A 17546-nucleotide genomic window follows, 5' to 3' on the forward strand; every position below is an offset into this window, starting at 1 on the left:
TTCTGAAAAGCGTTTTCCGGGTCAGCCCTTGACGCCGGACGACAGGTTCGTCGCGATGAACCGGCGCTGGAAGACGATGAACAAGGCGACGGCGGGTGCGGCCAGCACGCACGCCCCCGCGAGCACGGCGCCGAACGGGTTCGCGGCACGTGCCGACACAGTGGTCAGGTAGTTGGACAGCGAGACCGCCAACGGCTGCAGGTCCTGCTGCTTGGTGATCAGAAACGGCCACAGGAACTCGTTCCACGGCCCGATGAACGTCAGCAGGACGCCGGTCAGCAACGCCGGCCGGACCAGCGGTACGGCGACCCGCCAGAGGATCCCGAGCTCCGAGGCCCCGTCGATCCGGGCGGCGTCGAAGAGCTCCACCGGCAACTGCAGGAAATACTGCCGGAAAACGAACACCGCGGTGGAGTTGATCAGGAACGGCAGGATCATTCCGAGGTACGAGTCGGCCAGCCCGTAGCTACGCACGATCAGCACGTACAGCGGAATCGTCAGCAGCTGGAACGGCACCACCTGGATCAGCAGCATCAGGTTGAACACCAGCCCGCGGCCGCGGAACTGCAACCGGGCCAGCGCGTACCCGGCGAGCACCCCGAACACCAGCGTCCCGAGGATCACCCCACCGGTGAAGATCCCGGAGTTGATCAGCGACCGGCCGAGGTCGATCGCCCCGTTGATCTCGCTGTAGTTGTGCAGCGTCAGGTTTCCGGGCGCCGGGAACGCGCCGGAAACCGACGGATCCGGTTCGGCCTGCAGCGAGCCGATCAGCATGTAGTAGAAGGGAAACAGGAACACGAACGCGCCGACCAGCAACGCGACGAACTTGAGTTTCATCACTCCTCCTCGCGGCCGACGAAGCGCCGTTCGATCAGCGCGAGCAGCAGCACGCCGATCACCAGCAGGACCCCGATCGCCGAGCCGATGTCCGGATTTCCCTGCTCGATTCCGCGTTGGTACATGATCAGTACCGGCGAGGCGGAGGCTCCGTCCGGACCGCCGCCACCGGTCAGCAGGTACGGCTCGGTGAACAGGTTCGCCCCGGTGACCGTCGCAACAAGCACCACGAGCGTCGTGGCCGGCCGCACGCCCGGAACGGTCACGTTGAGAAACGATTTCCACCGCCCCGCACCGTCCATCGCCGCAGCCTCGTACAGATCCTTGGAGACGTTCTGCAGTGCCGCCAGGTACAGCAGGATGAAGAACCCGAGCTGTTTCCAGGTCACGTAGACCGCAACCGTCGGCATCGCCAGGGACGAATTCACCAACCAGGACGGATCGGGAGCGAGCGGTCCCAGAACCGAGTTGACGAGCCCGTTGGAGTTGAACAGGAAGAGCCACACCCCGACCACGGCAACGCTGGCGGTCACGTACGGGACGTAGTACGAGACCCGGAAGAACGTGCGCCACCGGATCGCGGCGTTCAGCGCGTTCGCCAGGACGAGCGAGAGTACGACGGTCAGCGGAACGTTGATGACCAGGAACACCAGGACGTTCCCGAACGCCCGCCGGACCGCCGGGTCCGACAACACCGTCACGTAGTTGTCGAACCCGACGAACGGCCGCTCGACGATCGCCCCGGGTGCCGCGAAGAAGTAGTCGTGGAACGACATGTACACCGCGAACCCGAGCGGATAGGCGAACACCGCGGCCAGGAAAACGACGTACGGCGTCACGAACGCCGTCCCGACCGGATGCTCCCCCAGGATCCGGCCGAGCGGGCCCTTCCTCATGACTGCTTGGCGAGTTGGTCGATCTTCTGGGCGGCGCCGTCCAGCGCCGCGCCCACGTCCTCCTGGCCGAAGATCACCGACTTCGAGTACGCGTCGCGGAAGGTCTGCCAGATCGTGATCGAGTTCGGCACGTTCGGCACCTCGACGGTCCGCGACGCCTGGTCGGCGAACGTCTTGTAGTCCGGGTTCTTCGCGAAATAGTCGGCGTACGTCGACGCGACGTCCTTGCGCAGCGGCATCTGCCCGGTAGCGGCCAGGAACTTGCCGTCCTGGTCCTTGCTGGTCGCGAACTTCAGCACGTCCGCGGCCGTGCCGCGGTTCTTGCAGGCGGAGTACATCGCGACGTTCTTCGCGTCGGAAAACGTGTGAACCTCCGACGCCGGCTTGCCCGACGAGGTCGGCACCGGCACGACGCCCCAGTCGACCTTGCCCTTGTACGTCGCGATCGCCCACGGGCCGACGACCGCCATCGCCGCGGTGCCGTCGACGAACGCGTCACCGGTGTACTTCTCCTGCGACGCGAGCTTCTCGGCGTACATGGTCCGCCAGAACTCCGCGACCTTCTTCCCCTCGTCGGACGCGAACGTCGCCTTGCCGTCGGCCACCAGCTGCTTGCCGCCGGTCTCGGCCGCGTACAGCGGGTAGAAGTCGAACCAGGACTGGAAGAACTCGTTGCTCGGCGCCGGGTAGATCGCGAACTTCGCGGCCTTCGCCGCCACCACCTTCCGCGCCGCGGCGAGGAAATCGTCGTACGTCGTCAGCGACGGGTTCGTGATGCCGGCCTTCGCAAACGCTTTCTTGTTGTAGAAGATCATCACCGGGTTCGATTTCCACGGCAACTGGTAGTACTTGCCGTCGGCCGACTTGTACTGCTGTGCCACGTCGCCGGAGCGTTCCTCGATGTACGAGGCGTCCAGCGGCACCAGCCCGCCCTGCTTCTGGAACTGCGAGACCGATGCCGGCGAGGTGTTGAAGATCAGGCAGGGCGCGTTCCCGGCGGTGATCGCCGCGCCGATGACCTCCTCCGACGACTTCCCGGTCGGGATCTCCTGCGCGGTGATCTTCTGGTCGGCGTGCTCGGCGTTCCAGGCCGCGACCATCTGCTTGCCCCAGGCCACTTCCTCGGCGTTGTTCGAGTACCAGATCGTGATCGGTCCGCGGGCCTGCGCGGCGGCGTCGGCGTCACCAGCGCCGTCACCGCCGCTCCCGCACGCGGCGAGCGAGCCGGCCAGAACGACGGCCAGCAGTCCGGCTTGCAACTTCATGACTCCTCCAAAGGCGTCGGCGTGGACTCGGCGGCCACGCCGTCTGGGGGCGCGGCGGTGGACCGCCGTACCACGAGCTCCGCGGGCGGCAGCTCGACATCCGGTACGTCGGTCTCGCCGTCGACGACCCGGTTCAGCGCCCGCGCCGCCGCCTCGCCGAAGCGGAACGGGTCGGCGCGGACCGTGGTCAGTCCGGGGTGCACGTACTCGGCGAGCTCGCTGTCGTCGAAGCCGGCGATGCTCAGGTCGTCCGGCACGGTGAGGCCGGCGGACTGGGCCGCGCCCAGCCCCGCGATCGCCATCCGGTCGTTCGCGTAGACGATCGCGGTCGGCGGCGCCGGCAGCGCGAGCAGCCGCCGGGTGGCCTCGATCCCGCCGGCCGCGGTGAAGTCGCCGGTCTCGACCGCGACCGGCTCCAGACCGGCCGCCGCCAGCGCTTCGGCGAACGCCTTGGCGCGAGCGGTCGCGTGCACGAAGGCCGGCGGGCCCGCGACGTGTGCGATCCGGGTGTGGCCCAGCTCGACCAGGTGCTCGACGACGGCCCGGGTCCCCGGCCGGTCGTCGAGGGTGACCGCGGGGAACGGCGACTCGCCGTCCGGCCGGTTCAGCGTGACGGCCGGCAGACCGAGCTCGACCAGCAGGTCGATCCGGGGATCATCGTGGCGAAGGTCGGAGAGCAGCACCCCGTCGACCCGCGTGTCCTGCACGAGCCGCCGGTACCCGTCCTCCTCCGACTCGCCGTCCGCGACGACCTGCAGGACCAGGGCCTGCCCCTGGGTCGACAGCACGCTCTCGACACCCGCGATGAACGCCGGGAAGAACGGGTCGGACGACAGCACCGCCGGATCCCGGGTGATCACCAGGCCGAGCGCGAACGCCTTCGAGACCGACAGCGAACGCGCCCGGTTGCTCGGCCGCCAGCCGAGCTCGTCGGCGGCGGCCAGGATCTTGTCGACGGTCGACTGCGCCAGCCCGGGCCGCCCGTTGAGCGCGAACGACACCGAGCCCTTGGACACGCCGGCCCGGCGCGCCACATCCGCGATCGTCGGCCGTTTCGTCACGCCGATCCTCCCTTTAAACCGGTTTAAACAGCATCTAAACCGGTTAAAACCGCGCTTGTCAAGATCGAAGCGGCTGCGCAGTAGCGCAATCTCCGGCCGGTTCTGCGCACTCGTTTGCAGTCGATCCCTTGACGGGCGTCGGCCCGGAGCGCTTCACTGATCCGCAGTGACGCACCCAGCCGGTACCAGGCCGACGGCCTGAAGTCCGGTTTTCCGGCGCCAGGGACCTGAGAAGCCCGAGGCGGGGTCGCGTCCCCGGGACCCGATGGAGCAATCGTGTCCAGACTCACCCGCCGCCTGCTCGCAGCAGCCGCGGCCACCGCCCTCGCAGTCGCCGCCTCCACCCTCACCCGAACCGCCGCCGACGCCGCGGTCACGCTCCCGCCGGCGCACGCGGGCTTCGACTACCAGATCGGCGGCGCGTACACCCCGCCCGCCGGCGTCCAGGTGGTCACCCGGGACCGGACCGCCGCACCGGCCGCCGGGCTCTACAACATCTGCTACGTCAACGCCTTCCAGGTCCAGCCCGGCGAACAGGACCAGTGGGAACCCGACCTGCTGCTCCGCGACGCGAACGGCGAACTCGTGATCGACGAGGACTGGGGCGAGCCGCTGCTCGACCTCCGCACCGCGGACAAACGGACCCGCATAGCCGCGAAGGTCAACGGCTGGATCGACGGCTGCGCCGCCAAGGGATATCAGGCCGTCGAGCCGGACAACTACGACAGCTACACCCGTTCGCGCGATCTCCTCACCGCCGCCCAGGCCAAGGCTTTCCTGACCTTGCTGGCCACGCATGCCCACGGCAAGAACCTGGCGATCGCCCAGAAGAACACCGTCGAGCTGGCCGGTGACCGGCACGCCGTCGGCCTGGACTTCGCGGTCGCCGAGGACTGCGGCCAGTACCGCGAGTGCGCGGACTACGTCGATGCTTTCGGCAACAACGTGATCGTGATCGAGTACACCGACAAGGGCCGCCGGACAGCGTGTTCGCAGTACGCCGGAACGCTCTCGATCGTGCAGCGTGACGTGGACGTCTCGACTCCGGGCGATCCCGGGTACGTCCGCAAGACCTGCTGAAAACCGCTTTCCTCAACCCCTTTCCTGGAGACCCTCATGCCTCTGCATGCTCCGAACCTGTCCCGCCGCGACCTCCTGCGGGCCGCGGCCGCCCTGACCGCCGCCGGCGCCCTGGGTGCTTGCGGCAAGAACAAAGACGAGGGGGTCGGCGCCGACGGTGTCGTGACGCTCGACCTCTGGCACGGTCAGGTGGATCTCGGCAAGGCCGCGATCGACGCGCTGATCAGCGCGTTCAACCAGTCGCACCCGAAGATCAAGGTGGTCGGCGGCGGGGGCGGGGTCACCGCGGACAGCATGCTGCAGAAGGTCACCGCGGGTCTGGCGGCGGGGTCCTACCCGGACATCGCGTACATCTTCGGGTCGGACCTCGCCAGCCTGACCAAGAGCCCCAAGGTCGCCGACCTGACCGGCAAGCTGAAGCTCGACGACTACTGGCCGGCCGCGAAGGATGCGGTCAGCGTGAAGGGCAAGGTCCGCGCCGCACCGGCGCTGCTCGACTCGTTGTGCGTGGTCTACAACAAGAAGCTGTTCGCCGCGGCCGGTGTGCCGGCTCCGAAGGCGGGCTGGACGTGGGACGACTTCGTCGCCGCGTCGAAGCAGCTGACCAACCCGGCGAAGGGCATCTTCGGCACCGGCTGGCCGGGCGTCGGCGACGAGGACACCGTCTGGCGGCTCTGGCCGATGATCTGGGACCTCGGCGGCGACGTGGTCAGCGGCGACGGCAAGAAGGTCGGCTTCGACACGGTCGGCACGCAGGCCCTCGAGACCCTGGACCGGTTGCGCACCGACAAGTCCTTGTACGTCGACCCGAAGCCGGGCAGCGAGCAGCTGTACCAGGTGTTCCTCGGCGGCCGGATGGGAATGGTTGCCACCGGCCCCTGGCAACTCCCGGAACTCAACGACAACGGCATCCAGTACGGCGTTGTCCCGCTGCCGTCGTACTCCGGGAAACCGGTGACGATCTCCGGGCCGGACACCTGGACGATCTTCGACAACGGCTCGGCCAAGGTGCAGGCAGCCACCGAGTTCGTGAAATGGCTGGCGGAGCCGGCGCAGGACATCCAGTGGGACGTGAAGGGCGGCAGCCTGCCGATCACGAAGGCGACCGCGGAACTGCCGCAGTGGAAGCAGCATTCCGCCGAGACCAACGGGCTCGACGTGTTCGTCACCGCGCTCGACACCGCGAAGGTGCGGCCGACGATCTCGGCGTACCCGAAGATCTCGCAGCACGTCGGTGCGGCGATTTCCGCCGTACTGCTGGGGAAGCAGAGTCCTGCTGATGCCTTGAAACAGGCCGTTGACCAGTGCAACCAGGTACTGGCGGTGCCGAACTGATGGCGAGCGTGGTCGGCACGTTCACCGTCGACCCGCGGAGCCGGGCGGCGGCACGGCGACGGGCGCGCAGTGAAGGCGCGACCGGATGGGTCTTCGTCAGCCCGTCGGTGCTGCTGATCCTCGGGCTGAGCGTCGTACCGGTGCTGTGGTCGCTGCTGTTGTCGTTCCAGGTCAACGATCTGGTGTCGCCGAGCGAGTGGGTCGGCCTGGCGAACTACCAGGCGCTGCTCAAGGATCCGGCGTTCGGGTCGGCGGTCACGCACACACTTGTCTACACCGCGCTCTACGTGCCGTTGAGTGTGGTCGCCGGGCTCGGGATCGCGATCGCGCTGGACCGGAAGATCGCGTTGATCGGGTTGTACCGGACCTTGGTGTTCGTACCGTTCGTGGTGTCGGCGGCGGCGCAGGGCGTGCTGTTCTCGTTCGTGCTGGACCCGGAGTTCGGCGCGGCCAACTCGGTGCTGCACAAGCTCGGGTTGCCGGCGCAGGGGTTCTTCAGTGATCCGGGCCAGGCGCTCTACCTGCTGGTCGCGATCTCGTTGTGGAGCGGAACCGGGTTCTGCGTGATCGTCTACCTGGCCGGCCTGCAAGGGGTTTCGAGCGAACTGGTCGAGGCGGCCCGGATCGACGGCGCCGGCCGGTGGGGCGTACTGCGGCACGTCACGCTGCCGGCACTGGCGCCGGTCACCGTTTTCCTGCTGCTGTTCCAGACCATCAACGCGTTGCAGGTGTTCGACCTGGTGTTCGTCACGACGAAGGGCGGACCGCTCGGGTCGACGACCGTGATCGTGTACTTCATCTGGGAGAAGGCGTTCAAGACGTTCACGGCCGGCTACAGCGCGGCGGCCGCGTACACCTTGGCGGTCGCGCTGCTGGTGATCGGTGTCGCGCTGCAGGTCTACCGGCGGACGGTGAACCGATGAAGCGACTGCCCTTCAGTGGCTGGCATTTCGTGCTGGCGCCGCTGACCCTGCTGTTCGCGCTGCCGCTGGTCTGGCTGCTGATCAGTTCTGTGATGAGCAACGCGGAAATCAACCGTTTTCCGCCCGCGCTCTGGCCGGACGGGATCAAGCTCGACGGGTACCGGTACGTGCTCGGAAACGCACTGTTCCCGCAGTGGTTCCGGAATTCCCTGATCGTTTCCGCGGCGGCCGTGACGGCGAACCTGGTGCTCGGCTCGCTCGGCGGGTACGCGTTCGCGCGGATCCGGTTCGCCGGGTCGAAGCTCGTGCTCGGGCTGATGCTGGCCACGATGGTGATCCCGTTCCAGCTGACGATGATCCCGACGTTCCTGGTGATGAAGCAGCTGGGACTGATCGACACCCTCGGCGCGCTGATCGTTCCGGCGCTGGTGACACCGCTTTCCGTGTTCCTGTTCCGGCAGTTCTTCGTCTCGCTGCCGCGGGAGCTCGAGGAAGCGGCCTGGATCGACGGCTGCGGCCGGCTCCGGATCCTGGTGTCGATCGTGCTGCCGCTCGCCCGGCCGGCGTTGAGCACCGTCGCCGTCCTGACCTTCCTAGCGACCTGGAACGACCTGACCTGGCCGCTGATCGCGATCAACAGCGACTCCACCTACACCCTGCAGCTCGGACTGACCACGTTCCAGGGGCAGCACCACACCCAGTGGTCCGCCGTGATGGCCGGAAACGTCATCACCGTGCTGCCCGTGCTGCTGGGTTTCCTCCTCGCCCAGAAAGCGTTCATCCGCTCGCTGGCTTCCACCGGACTCAAAGGCTGACACATGAGCTTCGATCTTCTCGTGATCGGTGACGCGAACCCCGACATCGTCGTCGGGCCCGTCGACCAGCCGATCCTCTTCGGCCAGCGGGAACGCCTCGTCCCGCACGGCGCGCTCGTCCTCGGCGGCTCGGCCTCGATCATGGCCTGCGGCGCCGCACGGCTCGGGCTCAGCGTCGCGTTCGCCGGCCGCGTCGGCGACGACGCGGCGGGTGCCTTCGTCCGGACCTCGCTGGCCGACCGGGGTGTGAACGTCGACGCGCTGGTCACCGACCCGGATCTGCCGACACCACTGACCACGATCCTCACCTCCGGAGACGATCGCGCGATCCTGACCGCACCCGGCTGTCTGCCGAGCACAGCGCCGGACGACGTACCGCTGAGCCTGGTCCGCTCGGTGCGGCATGTGCACGCCGCCTCGTTCTACCTGCTGCCGGAGCTGGCGAACGGGCTGGCCGGGATCTTCAAGGAGGCCAAGGCGGCGAAGGCGACCACCTCGCTGGACCCGAACGACGATCCGGCCGGGAAGTGGGACCGGATGGTCCTCGACCCGGTCCTGCGGGTCACGGACTACTTCCTCCCCAACGCGGCCGAGGCCCTGGCCCTCACCGGGCACCACTCGGTCGAGGACGCCGCCGGGATCCTGGCCCGCCGCCTGCACCGCGGCGCGAACCACGGGTCGAGCCGCGGAGGCAGCCTGGTCGTCACCAAGAACGGCCCGCAGGGCGCCCTGGCCCACAACGGGTCCAGAGTGATCACCGCGCCGGCGCTGAAGGTCGACACGGTCGACGCCATCGGCGCGGGCGACAGCTTCGACGCGGGCTGGGTCGCCGCAGTACTGAACGGATCCAAACCGGACCGTGCGCTGGCGATCGCGGCGGCCTGCGGTTCGCTCTCCACCCGCGGCGCCGGCGGGACCGCGGCTCAACCGACCTGGGACGAGGCCGTCGCGAGCGTGACGCGATGACGACGATCACCTTCATCGGCGCCGGCAGTGTCGTCTTCACCCAAGGACTGCTGGCCGATCTGTTCGATCTCGACCTAGTCCCGCTCACCGTCAAACTGCACGATATCGACCCCGAGCGACTGGCCACGGCCGCGGCGGCCGCCGCGTACCTCGCCCGGGAGCGGGGCGTCGTACCGGAGATCTCCACTCACCTGGACCGCCGCGCCGCGCTGGACGGCGCCGACTTCGTGATCAACATCGTCCAGGTCGGGATGAACGCGGCCACCCGGACCGACTTCGAGATCCCCGCCCGCTACGGCATCCGCCAGACCATCGGCGACACCCTCGGCGTCGGCGGCGTGTTCCGCGCGCTCCGGACCTTCCCCGTCCTCCGGGCACTCGCGAAGGACATCGCCGAGGTCTGCCCCGACGCCTGGCTGCTCAACTACACCAACCCGATGGTGATGAACGTCTGGTACCTCAACACCCTCGGCGTCCGCAACGTCGCCGGCCTCTGCCACTCGGTCTACTGGACGATGAACGGCCTGTCCGAGCTGGTCGGCGTGCCGTACGACGACGTCACCTACCTGGCCGCCGGTGTGAACCACCAGTCGTGGGTACTGCGCTTCGAGCACGGCCGCGAGAACCTCTACGACCGGCTGGACGAGGTGATCGCGGCGGACCCGGAGCTCCGGCGGCGCGTCCGCGTCGACATGTACCGGCGGCTCGGGTTCTACCCGACGGAGACCAGCGAGCACTCGTCGGAGTACGTCCCGTGGTACCTCTCGCACGCCTCCGAGGTCGAACGGCTCCGGCTGCCGATCGGCGCCTACCTGGACATCGTCGCGGAGAACCTGGCCTCCTACGAGCGAACGCGAGACGCCTTGAAAGCAGGCGAACCGGTCGAGGTCGAACCGACGATGGAGTACGCACCGCAGATCATCCACAGCATCGTCACCGGCACGCCCCGCACCGTCTACGCCAACGTCCCGAACACCGGTCTGATCGACAACCTGCAGTCCGGCGCCACCGTCGAGGTCCCCTGCCTGGTGGACGCCACAGGCCTCCGCCCCACAGCGGTCGGCGCGCTGCCCGCGCAGTGCGCCGCCCTCAACCGCTCGTACCTCAACGTCGCCGAACTCGTCGTACAGGCAGCGATCGACGAGGACCCGCGCGCGATCCGCCAGGCCGTGATGGTCGACCCCGCGACCGCCGCCGCGTTACCGGTCGAGCGGATCTGGGACCTGTGCAACGACCTGGCGCTTGCTCACCGCAACTACTTGGACCCGTCGCTGAGGGCGGCGCTCAGGTAGTCGCGGTACGTCGCGAAGCCGGCCACGACCTCGGCCGCGGTCGGCTGCCCGGTCAACGCCCCGACGCCCTGGCCCGCATAGATCGACGTGCGGGCCGGGTCGGCGGCCTTGACGCCGTCGACGTACTCGGCATGGCCGGCGTCGTCGGACTTCAACTCCTGCTCGCGGCCCTCCCACGCGTCGAAGTAAGTGTTGCGCAGCGCGCGGCCGCCGAACTCGTCCGGCCAGCCCGCCCGGGACGCGGCGTCGAAGACCGTGCCGTACACGGTGTCGGTCTCGTCCGCCTCGATGATCGCCTGCCGCACCGGCTCCTTGGTCTGCGCCTCGACGCAGGTGAGGAACGCCGTACCGACCCAGCCGCCGACCGCCCCGGCGGCCAGTACCGCGGCCAGACCGCGCGGACCCGAGATCCCGCCCCCGGCGAGCACCGGTACGTCGGTCAGGTCGAGGATCGCCTGCAACAACGGCAAGGTCGCCACCGCGTTCCGGCCGTGCCCGCCCGCTTCGGCGCCGCGGGCAACGATCACGTCCACCCCGGCGTGCACCGCCTCCCGGGCGTCGGCGACCGTCCCGGCCTGCGTCGCCACCACGATCCCGGCGTCCTGCAGCGCACCGACGTACGGCTGGTAGTTCCCGAAACTCAGCGACACCAGGGCCGGCTTCAGCTCCAGCACCGCGTCGAGATGCTCCGGATGATCCGCCACCGACCAGGCCATCAGCCCGATCCCGTACGGCTTCCCGCTCTCCGCCGCGATGGCGCCCTCGGTACGGATCCAGTCAGCCGTGACCGCCGAACCCGCGCCGAGCATGCCGAGCCCACCGGCGGCCGAGATCGCCGCCGTGAGCTGCCCGCCGCTCACATTCGCCATCGGCGCCCCGACCAGGGGCACCGTCAGCCCGAACCTCTCCGTCAGCCACATGCCCAGCGCACCACCCGGGCGGTCAGAACTTGTACGCGTCCGACTGCGGGTCGCCGTGGCAGCGCTTGTACTTCTTACCGGACCCGCACGGGCAGGCGGCGTTGCGCGGCGTACCGGCGTACTCGAGCTTGCCCTCCTCGACCGCGTCCTGGTGGGTCGCGACCTCGTCGTCACCGTCGATGGTCGGCGCGGAGTACGTCAGCCGCTGCTGCCGGGGCTCATTGGTCAGGCCCTTGGCGCGCAGCTTCGGCGCCTGCCGCGGCTGCGGCGTGTCCTGCGGCCGCGCACCGTCCTCGGTCCGGCCCGGGAACTCCGCGACCGGCGCGCCCGGCTTCAGGATGTCCTGGATGCGGCGTCCCTCGAGGCTGTCCTCGTCGGCGAGCTGCGCCTCGTTGGCGAGCTCCATCTCGGCCCGCATCGCCTCGACGTCGACCTCGACGTTGAAGATGAAGCCGACCGACTCCTCCTTGATGGACTCCATCATCGCCGCGAACATGTCGTAGCCCTCGCGCTGGTACTCGACCAGCGGGTCGCGCTGCGCCATCGCCCGCAGGCCGATGCCCTCGCGCAGGTAGTCCATCTCGTAGAGGTGCTCGCGCCACTTGCGGTCCAGCACGCTCAGTACGACGCGACGCTCCAGCTCGCGCATCGCCTCCTCGCCGAGCAGCTCCTCCCGGCGCTCGTACGCCGCGGTCGCGTCCTCGAGGAACCGCTCGACCAGGAAGTCCTGGGTCAGGCCGCCCTTCTCGCCGCCGGCCTCCTCGATCAGCTGCTCCTCGGTCAGCTCGGTCTTGTACAGCGTCCGCATCGCGGTGAACAGCGCGTCCAGGTCCCAGTCCTCGGCGAACCCGTCCGCGGTCGCGCCCTGCACGTACCCGGTGACGGTCTCCTCGAGCATGTCCTGCACCTGCTCGCGCAGGTCGGCGCCCTCCAGCACCCGGCGGCGCTCGTCGTACACGACGCTCCGCTGGCGGTTCATCACGTCGTCGTACTTGAGGATGTTCTTCCGGGTCTCGAAGTTCTGCGCCTCGACCTGGCCCTGGGCGGACGCGATCGCCTTGGTGACGACCTTGTTCTCCAGCGGCTGGCTGTCGTCGTTGTTCCGCGACATCGCCCAGTCGACCATCTCGCGCTTGAACAGCCGCATCAGGTCGTCCTCGAGCGACAGGTAGAACCGGGACTTGCCCGGGTCGCCCTGCCGGCCGGCGCGACCGCGCAGCTGGTTGTCGATCCGGCGGGACTCGTGCCGCTCGGTGCCGAGCACGTAGAGGCCGCCGAGCTCACGGACCTCGGCCTGCTCCTCCTTGACCTGCTTCTCGAACTGCTCGAGCACCGCCGGGTACTCGGCCTCGTACTGCTCGATGTCCTCGGCCGGGTCGATGCCGCGGGCCCGCAGCTCCTTGTCGGCGAGGAACTCCGGGTTGCCGCCGAGGATAATGTCGGTACCACGGCCGGCCATGTTGGTGGCCACCGTGACCGCGCCCTTGCGGCCGGCCTCGGCGACGATCGCGGCCTCGCGCGCGTGCTGCTTCGCGTTCAGCACCTCGTGCTTGATGTTCTCCTTGAGCAGCTGCCGGGACAGCCGCTCGGACTTCTCGACCGACGTCGTACCGACCAGGATCGGCTGGCCGGTGGCGTGCACCTCGACGATGTCCTTCACCACCGCGTCGAACTTGGCGTCCTCGGTGCGGTAGATCAGGTCCCGCTCCTCGACCCGGATCATCGGCTTGTTGGTCGGGATCGGGACCACGCCGAGCTTGTAGACCTTGGAGAACTCGTTCGCCTCGGTCATCGCGGTACCGGTCATGCCGGCCAGCTTGTCGTAGAGGCGGAAGTAGTTCTGCAGCGTGATCGTCGCGAGGGTCTGGTACTCCTCCTTGATCTCGACGCCTTCCTTGGCCTCGATCGCCTGGTGCAGGCCCTCGTTGTACCGGCGGCCGTGCAGCGTCCGGCCGGTGTGCTCGTCGACGATCAGCACTTCGCCGTCGTCGACGACGACGTAGTCCTTGTCCCGGTGGAACAGGTCCTTGGCCTTCAGCGCGTTGTTCAGGTAGCTGATCAGCGGGGTGTTGGCCGACTCGTACAGGTTGTCGATGCCGAGCCGGTCCTCGACCTTCTCGATCCCGCGCTCGAGGATCGCGACCGTGCGCTTCTTCTCGTCCACGTCGTAGTCGGCGACCCGGCGCTTGGTCTCGTCGATCTCGGCGTCGGTGATCCGCGGGTTCTTCCGCTTCAGCTCCGCCTCGTCGGCCAGCGTCCAGGCCTTCAGCGAGTTCGCGATCCGGGCCATCTCGACGTACCAGCGCTGCGAGTCCTCGGCCGGGCCGGAGATGATCAGCGGGGTCCGGGCCTCGTCGATCAGGATCGAGTCCACCTCGTCCACGATCGCGTAGTTGTGCTCGCGCTGGACGCAGTCCTCGATGCTGCCCGCCATGTTGTCGCGCAGGTAGTCGAAGCCGAACTCGTTGTTGGTGCCGTAGGTGATGTCCTTGGCGTAGGCGATCCGGCGCTCGGCCGGGGTCATCTCCGGCAGGATCACGCCGTAGTCGAGGCCGAGGAAGTGGTACACCCGGCCCATCCACTCGGCCTGGTACTTGGCCAGGTAGTCGTTGACGGTGACCACGTGCACGCCGCGGCCGGACAGCGCGTTCAGGTACGTCGGCAGCGTGCCGACCAGCGTCTTGCCCTCACCGGTCTTCATCTCGGCGATGTTGCCGAGGTGCAGCGCCGCGCCGCCCATGATCTGGACGTCGTAGTGCCGCTGGTGCAGGGTCCGCTTGGCCGCCTCCCGGACCACCGCGAAGGCCTCCGGGAGCAGCGCGTCCAGGGACTCCCCGTTCTCGTGGCGCTGCTTGAACTCCGCGGTCTGGCCGCGCAGCTCCTCGTCGGACATGGCGACGAAGTCGTCCTCGATCGAGTTGACCATCTTCGCGATGCCCTGCAGCTGGCGGAGGATCTTGCCCTCGCCGATCCGCAGAACCTTGTCGACAACCTTCATGGTGGGGAGTTCTCTCCTTGCTGCTGAAGCCTGGGTGCGGCCGAACGCCGACAGGGCACGACCGACCCAGCCGGGAAGGCGTGCGTCCCCCATCGTACGGGGCCGGGTGTGCCAAGCCACGCCCGCAGCGTGCCTCGCGCCCTACCGGACCCACGCGCGAGCCCGCACGAAAGTTCCCGGTACGCCGTCAGGAACCGCGCAGAGCGTCACTGAGCGCTGGCGACAGGTCACCGCCGCCGGCCACCCGGACCTGGTCCAGGCCGAGCCAGCCGGCCAGCTGGACGAGCTCCGCCGCCAGCTCGTCCGCGGTCTCCACCGGCGCCTTCGGCTCCGCGTGCGCCGCCTGGACGAGCAGGACCCCGGCGGCGCGGTCGGCCTTGAGGTCGACGCGGGCGACCAGCCGGTCCCCGAGCAGGAACGGGAGCACGTAGTACCCGTGGACGCGTTTCTCGGCCGGGACGTAGATCTCGATCCGGTACCGGAAGTCGAAGAGCACCTCGGTGCGGGTCCGCTCGAAGACCAGCGAGTCGAACGGGCTGACCAGGGCCCTGGCGTTCACCCGGCGCGGCAGCCGGGCGTCGCGGTGCAGGTACGCCGGGCGCTTCCAGCCGTCGACCCGGACCGGGAGCAGCTCGCCCTCGTCGACCAGCTCGGCGATCGCCTGCAGGGTCGGCTCCGGCGCCGTCCGGAAGTAGTCCCGCAGGCACTGCGCGGTCGCGACGCCGTGCGCCCGGGCCGCGATCGACACCAGCCCGCGGTGCGCCTCGTCCGGCGTCGGGGTCGGCGTGTCCACGACCGCGCGGGGCAGCACCCGTTCCGGTACGTCGTACAGCCGCTCGAACTGCTGGTTGCGCCCGGCGACCGTGACCTCGCCGGCGAAGAACAGGAACTCCAGGGCACGCTTCACGTCCGACCAGTTCCAGCCCCAGTGGTCCCGGGACCGCTCGACGTCGTCGTCGATCTCCCGGGCGGTCAGCGGGCCGTGCTCGCGGACGTCGGCCAGCACCTGCTTCAGCAGCTCGGGCCGCTCCTTCGCGATCGACCGCGGGCCGCCCCACGCCTCGGTGGTCGCGCGCGCCATCCGCCAGCGCATCAGCGGGTGCGTCTCGACCGGGATCAGCGACGCCTCGTGCGCCCAGTACTCCACCAGGCGGCGCGGCGCCTTCCCGGCGGCGCGGTCCAGCAGGTCGCGCGGGTACGGACCGAGGCGCGAGTAGAGCGGCAGGTACTGCGTGCGGCTCAGGACGTTGACCGAGTCGATCTGGATCAGCCCGATCCGCCCGAGCACCCGGGTCAGCGCCCGCGCGTCCGGAACGCCTTTGGGCCGCGGGTCCATGAACCCCTGCGCCGCGAGCGCGACCCGGCGCGCCTGAGCCGTCGACAGCACCTGTGTACTCACGGTCCGCATTCTGCCGGGACCCACCGACAATCCCCGGGACATAACTCCGGAGTTACCGAAGGTGGGAGGTGCGCTACGGACCGTGTTCGGGAGACGCTGCCCAGGAGGCCGTCCGCCCGTGCGGCCCCTATCACCCTGGAGTGAGGCATGACAGGAAAGAAGCAGGTGGTCCGTGCTGCCCTCGCAGCCGGCGCACTGACCGTGGCGTCCCTCGGCGCGGTGGCCCTCGGCGGCCCCGCGTCGGCCGCGCAGGCGCCCGACGGACCGAAGACCCGGATCGTCGGCGGTTCGCTCGCCCATACCGCCGACACGCCCTGGGCGATCCAGCTGTCGAACAGCGGCTCCCCCGATCCGACCGGCGAGTGGTGCGGCGCGACGCTGGTGAAGGCGAACAAGATCGTCACCGCCGCGCACTGCGCCCAGGAGGCCGCGGCCACCTACACCGCGATCCAGGGCCGCGACGTCCTGAGCGACACGTCGGTCGGCAAGGAGTCGAAGATCAGCAGCATCTGGGTCGACCCGGAGTACGGCAAGTCGCCCGCGCACGACGTCGCCGTGATGACGCTGGCGACGCCGTTCGAGGGCGTGCCGACGCTGGCCCTGGAGACCGACAAGGCCGCCGACGCGGCCGGTGCCGGGTCCGTCGTGTACGGCTGGGGCGAGACCGAGGGGACCGGACCGGCCAACACGTTCCAGAAGGTCGACGTACCGGTGCTCGGCGACGCGTACTGCGAGAAGGCGTACGCGAGCGAGGGCTACACCGCCGACGGCGAGATCTGCGCCGGGTACGAGGAAGGCGGCAAGGACTCCTGCCAGGGTGACTCCGGCGGGCCGCTGGTGCTGAACGGCCGCCTGTTCGGCGTCGTCTCCTGGGGCGTCGGCTGCGCGGACGCCGGCAACCCGGGCGTGTACGCCGAGGTCGCGACGTACGCCGCCGCACTGCAGCAGCAGATCGACAGCTGAGACCGGACAGCCGAGACCGGACGGCGGAAGGGCCGGGCGATGATCGCCCGGCCCTTTCTGGTGTGCTCCTCCCGAGGTCCTAGACGGCGAGCCGGATCACGCCGTAGTCGTAGCCGCGGCGGCGGTACACGACGCTGGGCTGGTTCTCGTCGGCGTCGACGAACAGGTAGAAGTCGTGCCCGACCAGTTCGAGCTCGTAGAGCGCCTGGTCCAGGGTCATCGGCTTGGCGGTGTGAGTCTTCTCCCGCATCACCAGCGGACCGTCGCCGGTGACCGTGAGGGATCCGTACTTGTGCGTCGCCACCTCTTCCTCGGCGGCTGGTTCCTCCACTACGGGTGCGGTGCCGTTGAGCGGCTGCTTCGCGTTCACGTGCCGGAGGCCTTCCGGCGTCCGCTCACCCCGGTGCACCCGGCGCCGGTCGGCCGCCTTGCGGACCTGGGACCGGAGCCGGTCCAGGCAGACGTCGAACGCCGCCTGCTTGGTCTCGCCGGTTGCCTCGGCGCGGACGACCGGACCCTTGGTGTACATGGTGAGCTCGACACGCATCGCCCGATCGTGCTGTCGCGGGTTCTTCTCCTGGCTGACTTCCACCTCGCACCGCAGTACCCGATGATCGACCTTCTCGATTCGCTCGAGTTTTTCCTCGACGTACTGCCGGAAGCGGTCACTGACCTCGCAGTGATGACCCTTGACAACGACGTCCACGGAAACCTCCATCGATCGGCGACTTCTTTTACGTGTCCGGACCCCCGTACGCGTCGTGACGGTGCCCGAAACGAGAACACCCGCTGT

The 17546-nt window shown here is 68.9% G+C and carries 15 protein-coding genes; 7 read left to right on the forward strand and 8 right to left on the reverse strand.

Annotated elements, in window-relative coordinates; genetic code table 11:
* Positions 1–21 precede the first annotated feature (21 nt).
* Genes ABN611_RS04040 through ABN611_RS04055 form a run of 4 tightly spaced genes read right to left on the reverse strand, consistent with a single transcriptional unit; the run spans position 22 to position 4062 of the window.
* Positions 22–840, reverse strand: a complete 819-nt coding sequence (locus ABN611_RS04040) for a carbohydrate ABC transporter permease (protein WP_350278402.1) — start codon at positions 838–840, stop codon at positions 22–24.
* Positions 840–1736 (reverse strand): sugar ABC transporter permease, encoded by an 897-nt coding sequence (locus ABN611_RS04045; RefSeq protein ID WP_350278403.1) that lies wholly within the window; start codon positions 1734–1736, stop codon positions 840–842. The genes ABN611_RS04040 and ABN611_RS04045 overlap by 1 nt, the downstream gene beginning before the upstream one ends.
* On the reverse strand, positions 1733–3001 hold the full coding sequence (locus ABN611_RS04050) for an extracellular solute-binding protein (RefSeq protein WP_350278404.1): 1269 nt from the start codon (positions 2999–3001) through the stop codon (positions 1733–1735). Before ABN611_RS04050 ends, ABN611_RS04045 begins: the two co-directional genes overlap by 4 nt.
* Entirely contained in the window at positions 2998–4062 is a 1065-nt protein-coding gene (locus tag ABN611_RS04055; protein ID WP_350278405.1) for a LacI family DNA-binding transcriptional regulator, read from the reverse strand. The genes ABN611_RS04050 and ABN611_RS04055 overlap by 4 nt, the downstream gene beginning before the upstream one ends.
* A gap of 276 nt (positions 4063–4338) precedes the next feature.
* Between ABN611_RS04055 and ABN611_RS04060 the strand changes: the two genes are divergently transcribed.
* The 6 genes from ABN611_RS04060 to melA are packed head-to-tail and all read left to right on the forward strand — an operon-like array spanning position 4339 to position 10473.
* Entirely contained in the window at positions 4339–5142 is an 804-nt protein-coding gene (locus ABN611_RS04060; protein WP_350278406.1) for an endo alpha-1,4 polygalactosaminidase, read from the forward strand.
* Positions 5143–5178: 36 nt separating this feature from the next.
* Positions 5179–6477, forward strand: coding sequence for an ABC transporter substrate-binding protein (locus tag ABN611_RS04065; protein ID WP_350278407.1), 1299 nt, complete (start codon positions 5179–5181; stop codon positions 6475–6477).
* Positions 6477–7400, forward strand: a complete 924-nt coding sequence (locus tag ABN611_RS04070) for a sugar ABC transporter permease (protein WP_350278408.1) — start codon at positions 6477–6479, stop codon at positions 7398–7400. The genes ABN611_RS04065 and ABN611_RS04070 overlap by 1 nt, the downstream gene beginning before the upstream one ends.
* Positions 7397–8215: a carbohydrate ABC transporter permease gene (locus ABN611_RS04075; RefSeq protein WP_350278409.1), complete on the forward strand. Its 819-nt coding sequence runs from the start codon at positions 7397–7399 to the stop codon at positions 8213–8215. Before ABN611_RS04070 ends, ABN611_RS04075 begins: the two co-directional genes overlap by 4 nt.
* A gap of 3 nt (positions 8216–8218) precedes the next feature.
* Positions 8219–9181: a carbohydrate kinase family protein gene (locus ABN611_RS04080; RefSeq protein ID WP_350278410.1), complete on the forward strand. Its 963-nt coding sequence runs from the start codon at positions 8219–8221 to the stop codon at positions 9179–9181.
* Complete coding sequence (melA, locus tag ABN611_RS04085) at positions 9178–10473, forward strand: alpha-galactosidase (protein WP_350278411.1); 1296 nt, start codon at positions 9178–9180, stop codon at positions 10471–10473. The genes ABN611_RS04080 and melA overlap by 4 nt, the downstream gene beginning before the upstream one ends.
* Here the strand turns inward: melA and ABN611_RS04090 are convergent.
* The 3 genes from ABN611_RS04090 to ABN611_RS04100 form a co-directional block, all read right to left on the reverse strand.
* Positions 10437–11393, reverse strand: a complete 957-nt coding sequence (locus ABN611_RS04090) for a nitronate monooxygenase (protein ID WP_350278412.1) — start codon at positions 11391–11393, stop codon at positions 10437–10439. The genes melA and ABN611_RS04090 overlap by 37 nt on opposite strands.
* Before the next feature lie 22 nt (positions 11394–11415).
* Entirely contained in the window at positions 11416–14391 is a 2976-nt protein-coding gene (secA, locus tag ABN611_RS04095) for a preprotein translocase subunit SecA (RefSeq protein ID WP_350278413.1), read from the reverse strand.
* Positions 14392–14578: 187 nt separating this feature from the next.
* Entirely contained in the window at positions 14579–15727 is a 1149-nt protein-coding gene (locus ABN611_RS04100) for a crosslink repair DNA glycosylase YcaQ family protein (protein WP_350281590.1), read from the reverse strand.
* A 210-nt stretch (positions 15728–15937) separates the two neighbouring features.
* On the opposite strand from ABN611_RS04100, the gene ABN611_RS04105 reads away from it, so the two are divergent.
* Positions 15938–16753 (forward strand): serine protease, encoded by an 816-nt coding sequence (locus ABN611_RS04105; protein WP_350278414.1) that lies wholly within the window; start codon positions 15938–15940, stop codon positions 16751–16753.
* A gap of 79 nt (positions 16754–16832) precedes the next feature.
* On the opposite strand, the gene raiA is transcribed toward ABN611_RS04105, so the two are convergent.
* Positions 16833–17459, reverse strand: a complete 627-nt coding sequence (gene raiA / locus ABN611_RS04110) for a ribosome-associated translation inhibitor RaiA (protein WP_350278415.1) — start codon at positions 17457–17459, stop codon at positions 16833–16835.
* Between the last annotated feature and the right edge of the window lie 87 nt (positions 17460–17546).

The organism is Kribbella sp. HUAS MG21 (assembly GCF_040254265.1).
Taxonomy (GTDB): Bacteria; Actinomycetota; Actinomycetes; order Propionibacteriales; family Kribbellaceae; genus Kribbella.

What these genes read in the sequence shown, in the direction of transcription:
- ABN611_RS04040 (WP_350278402.1), bottom strand. Translation starts at nt 840, where the DNA reads ATGAAACTCAAGTTCGTCGCGTTGCTGGTCGGCGCGTTCGTGTTCCTG.
- ABN611_RS04045 (WP_350278403.1), bottom strand. Translation starts at nt 1,736, where the DNA reads ATGAGGAAGGGCCCGCTCGGCCGGATCCTGGGGGAGCATCCGGTCGGG.
- ABN611_RS04050 (WP_350278404.1), bottom strand. Translation starts at nt 3,001, where the DNA reads ATGAAGTTGCAAGCCGGACTGCTGGCCGTCGTTCTGGCCGGCTCGCTC.
- ABN611_RS04065 (WP_350278407.1), top strand. Translation starts at nt 5,179, where the DNA reads ATGCCTCTGCATGCTCCGAACCTGTCCCGCCGCGACCTCCTGCGGGCC.
- ABN611_RS04070 (WP_350278408.1), top strand. Translation starts at nt 6,477, where the DNA reads ATGGCGAGCGTGGTCGGCACGTTCACCGTCGACCCGCGGAGCCGGGCG.
- ABN611_RS04075 (WP_350278409.1), top strand. Translation starts at nt 7,397, where the DNA reads ATGAAGCGACTGCCCTTCAGTGGCTGGCATTTCGTGCTGGCGCCGCTG.
- ABN611_RS04080 (WP_350278410.1), top strand. Translation starts at nt 8,219, where the DNA reads ATGAGCTTCGATCTTCTCGTGATCGGTGACGCGAACCCCGACATCGTC.
- melA (WP_350278411.1), top strand. Translation starts at nt 9,178, where the DNA reads ATGACGACGATCACCTTCATCGGCGCCGGCAGTGTCGTCTTCACCCAA.
- ABN611_RS04090 (WP_350278412.1), bottom strand. Translation starts at nt 11,393, where the DNA reads ATGTGGCTGACGGAGAGGTTCGGGCTGACGGTGCCCCTGGTCGGGGCG.
- secA (WP_350278413.1), bottom strand. Translation starts at nt 14,391, where the DNA reads ATGAAGGTTGTCGACAAGGTTCTGCGGATCGGCGAGGGCAAGATCCTC.
- ABN611_RS04100 (WP_350281590.1), bottom strand. Translation starts at nt 15,727, where the DNA reads ATGGACCCGCGGCCCAAAGGCGTTCCGGACGCGCGGGCGCTGACCCGG.
- ABN611_RS04105 (WP_350278414.1), top strand. Translation starts at nt 15,938, where the DNA reads ATGACAGGAAAGAAGCAGGTGGTCCGTGCTGCCCTCGCAGCCGGCGCA.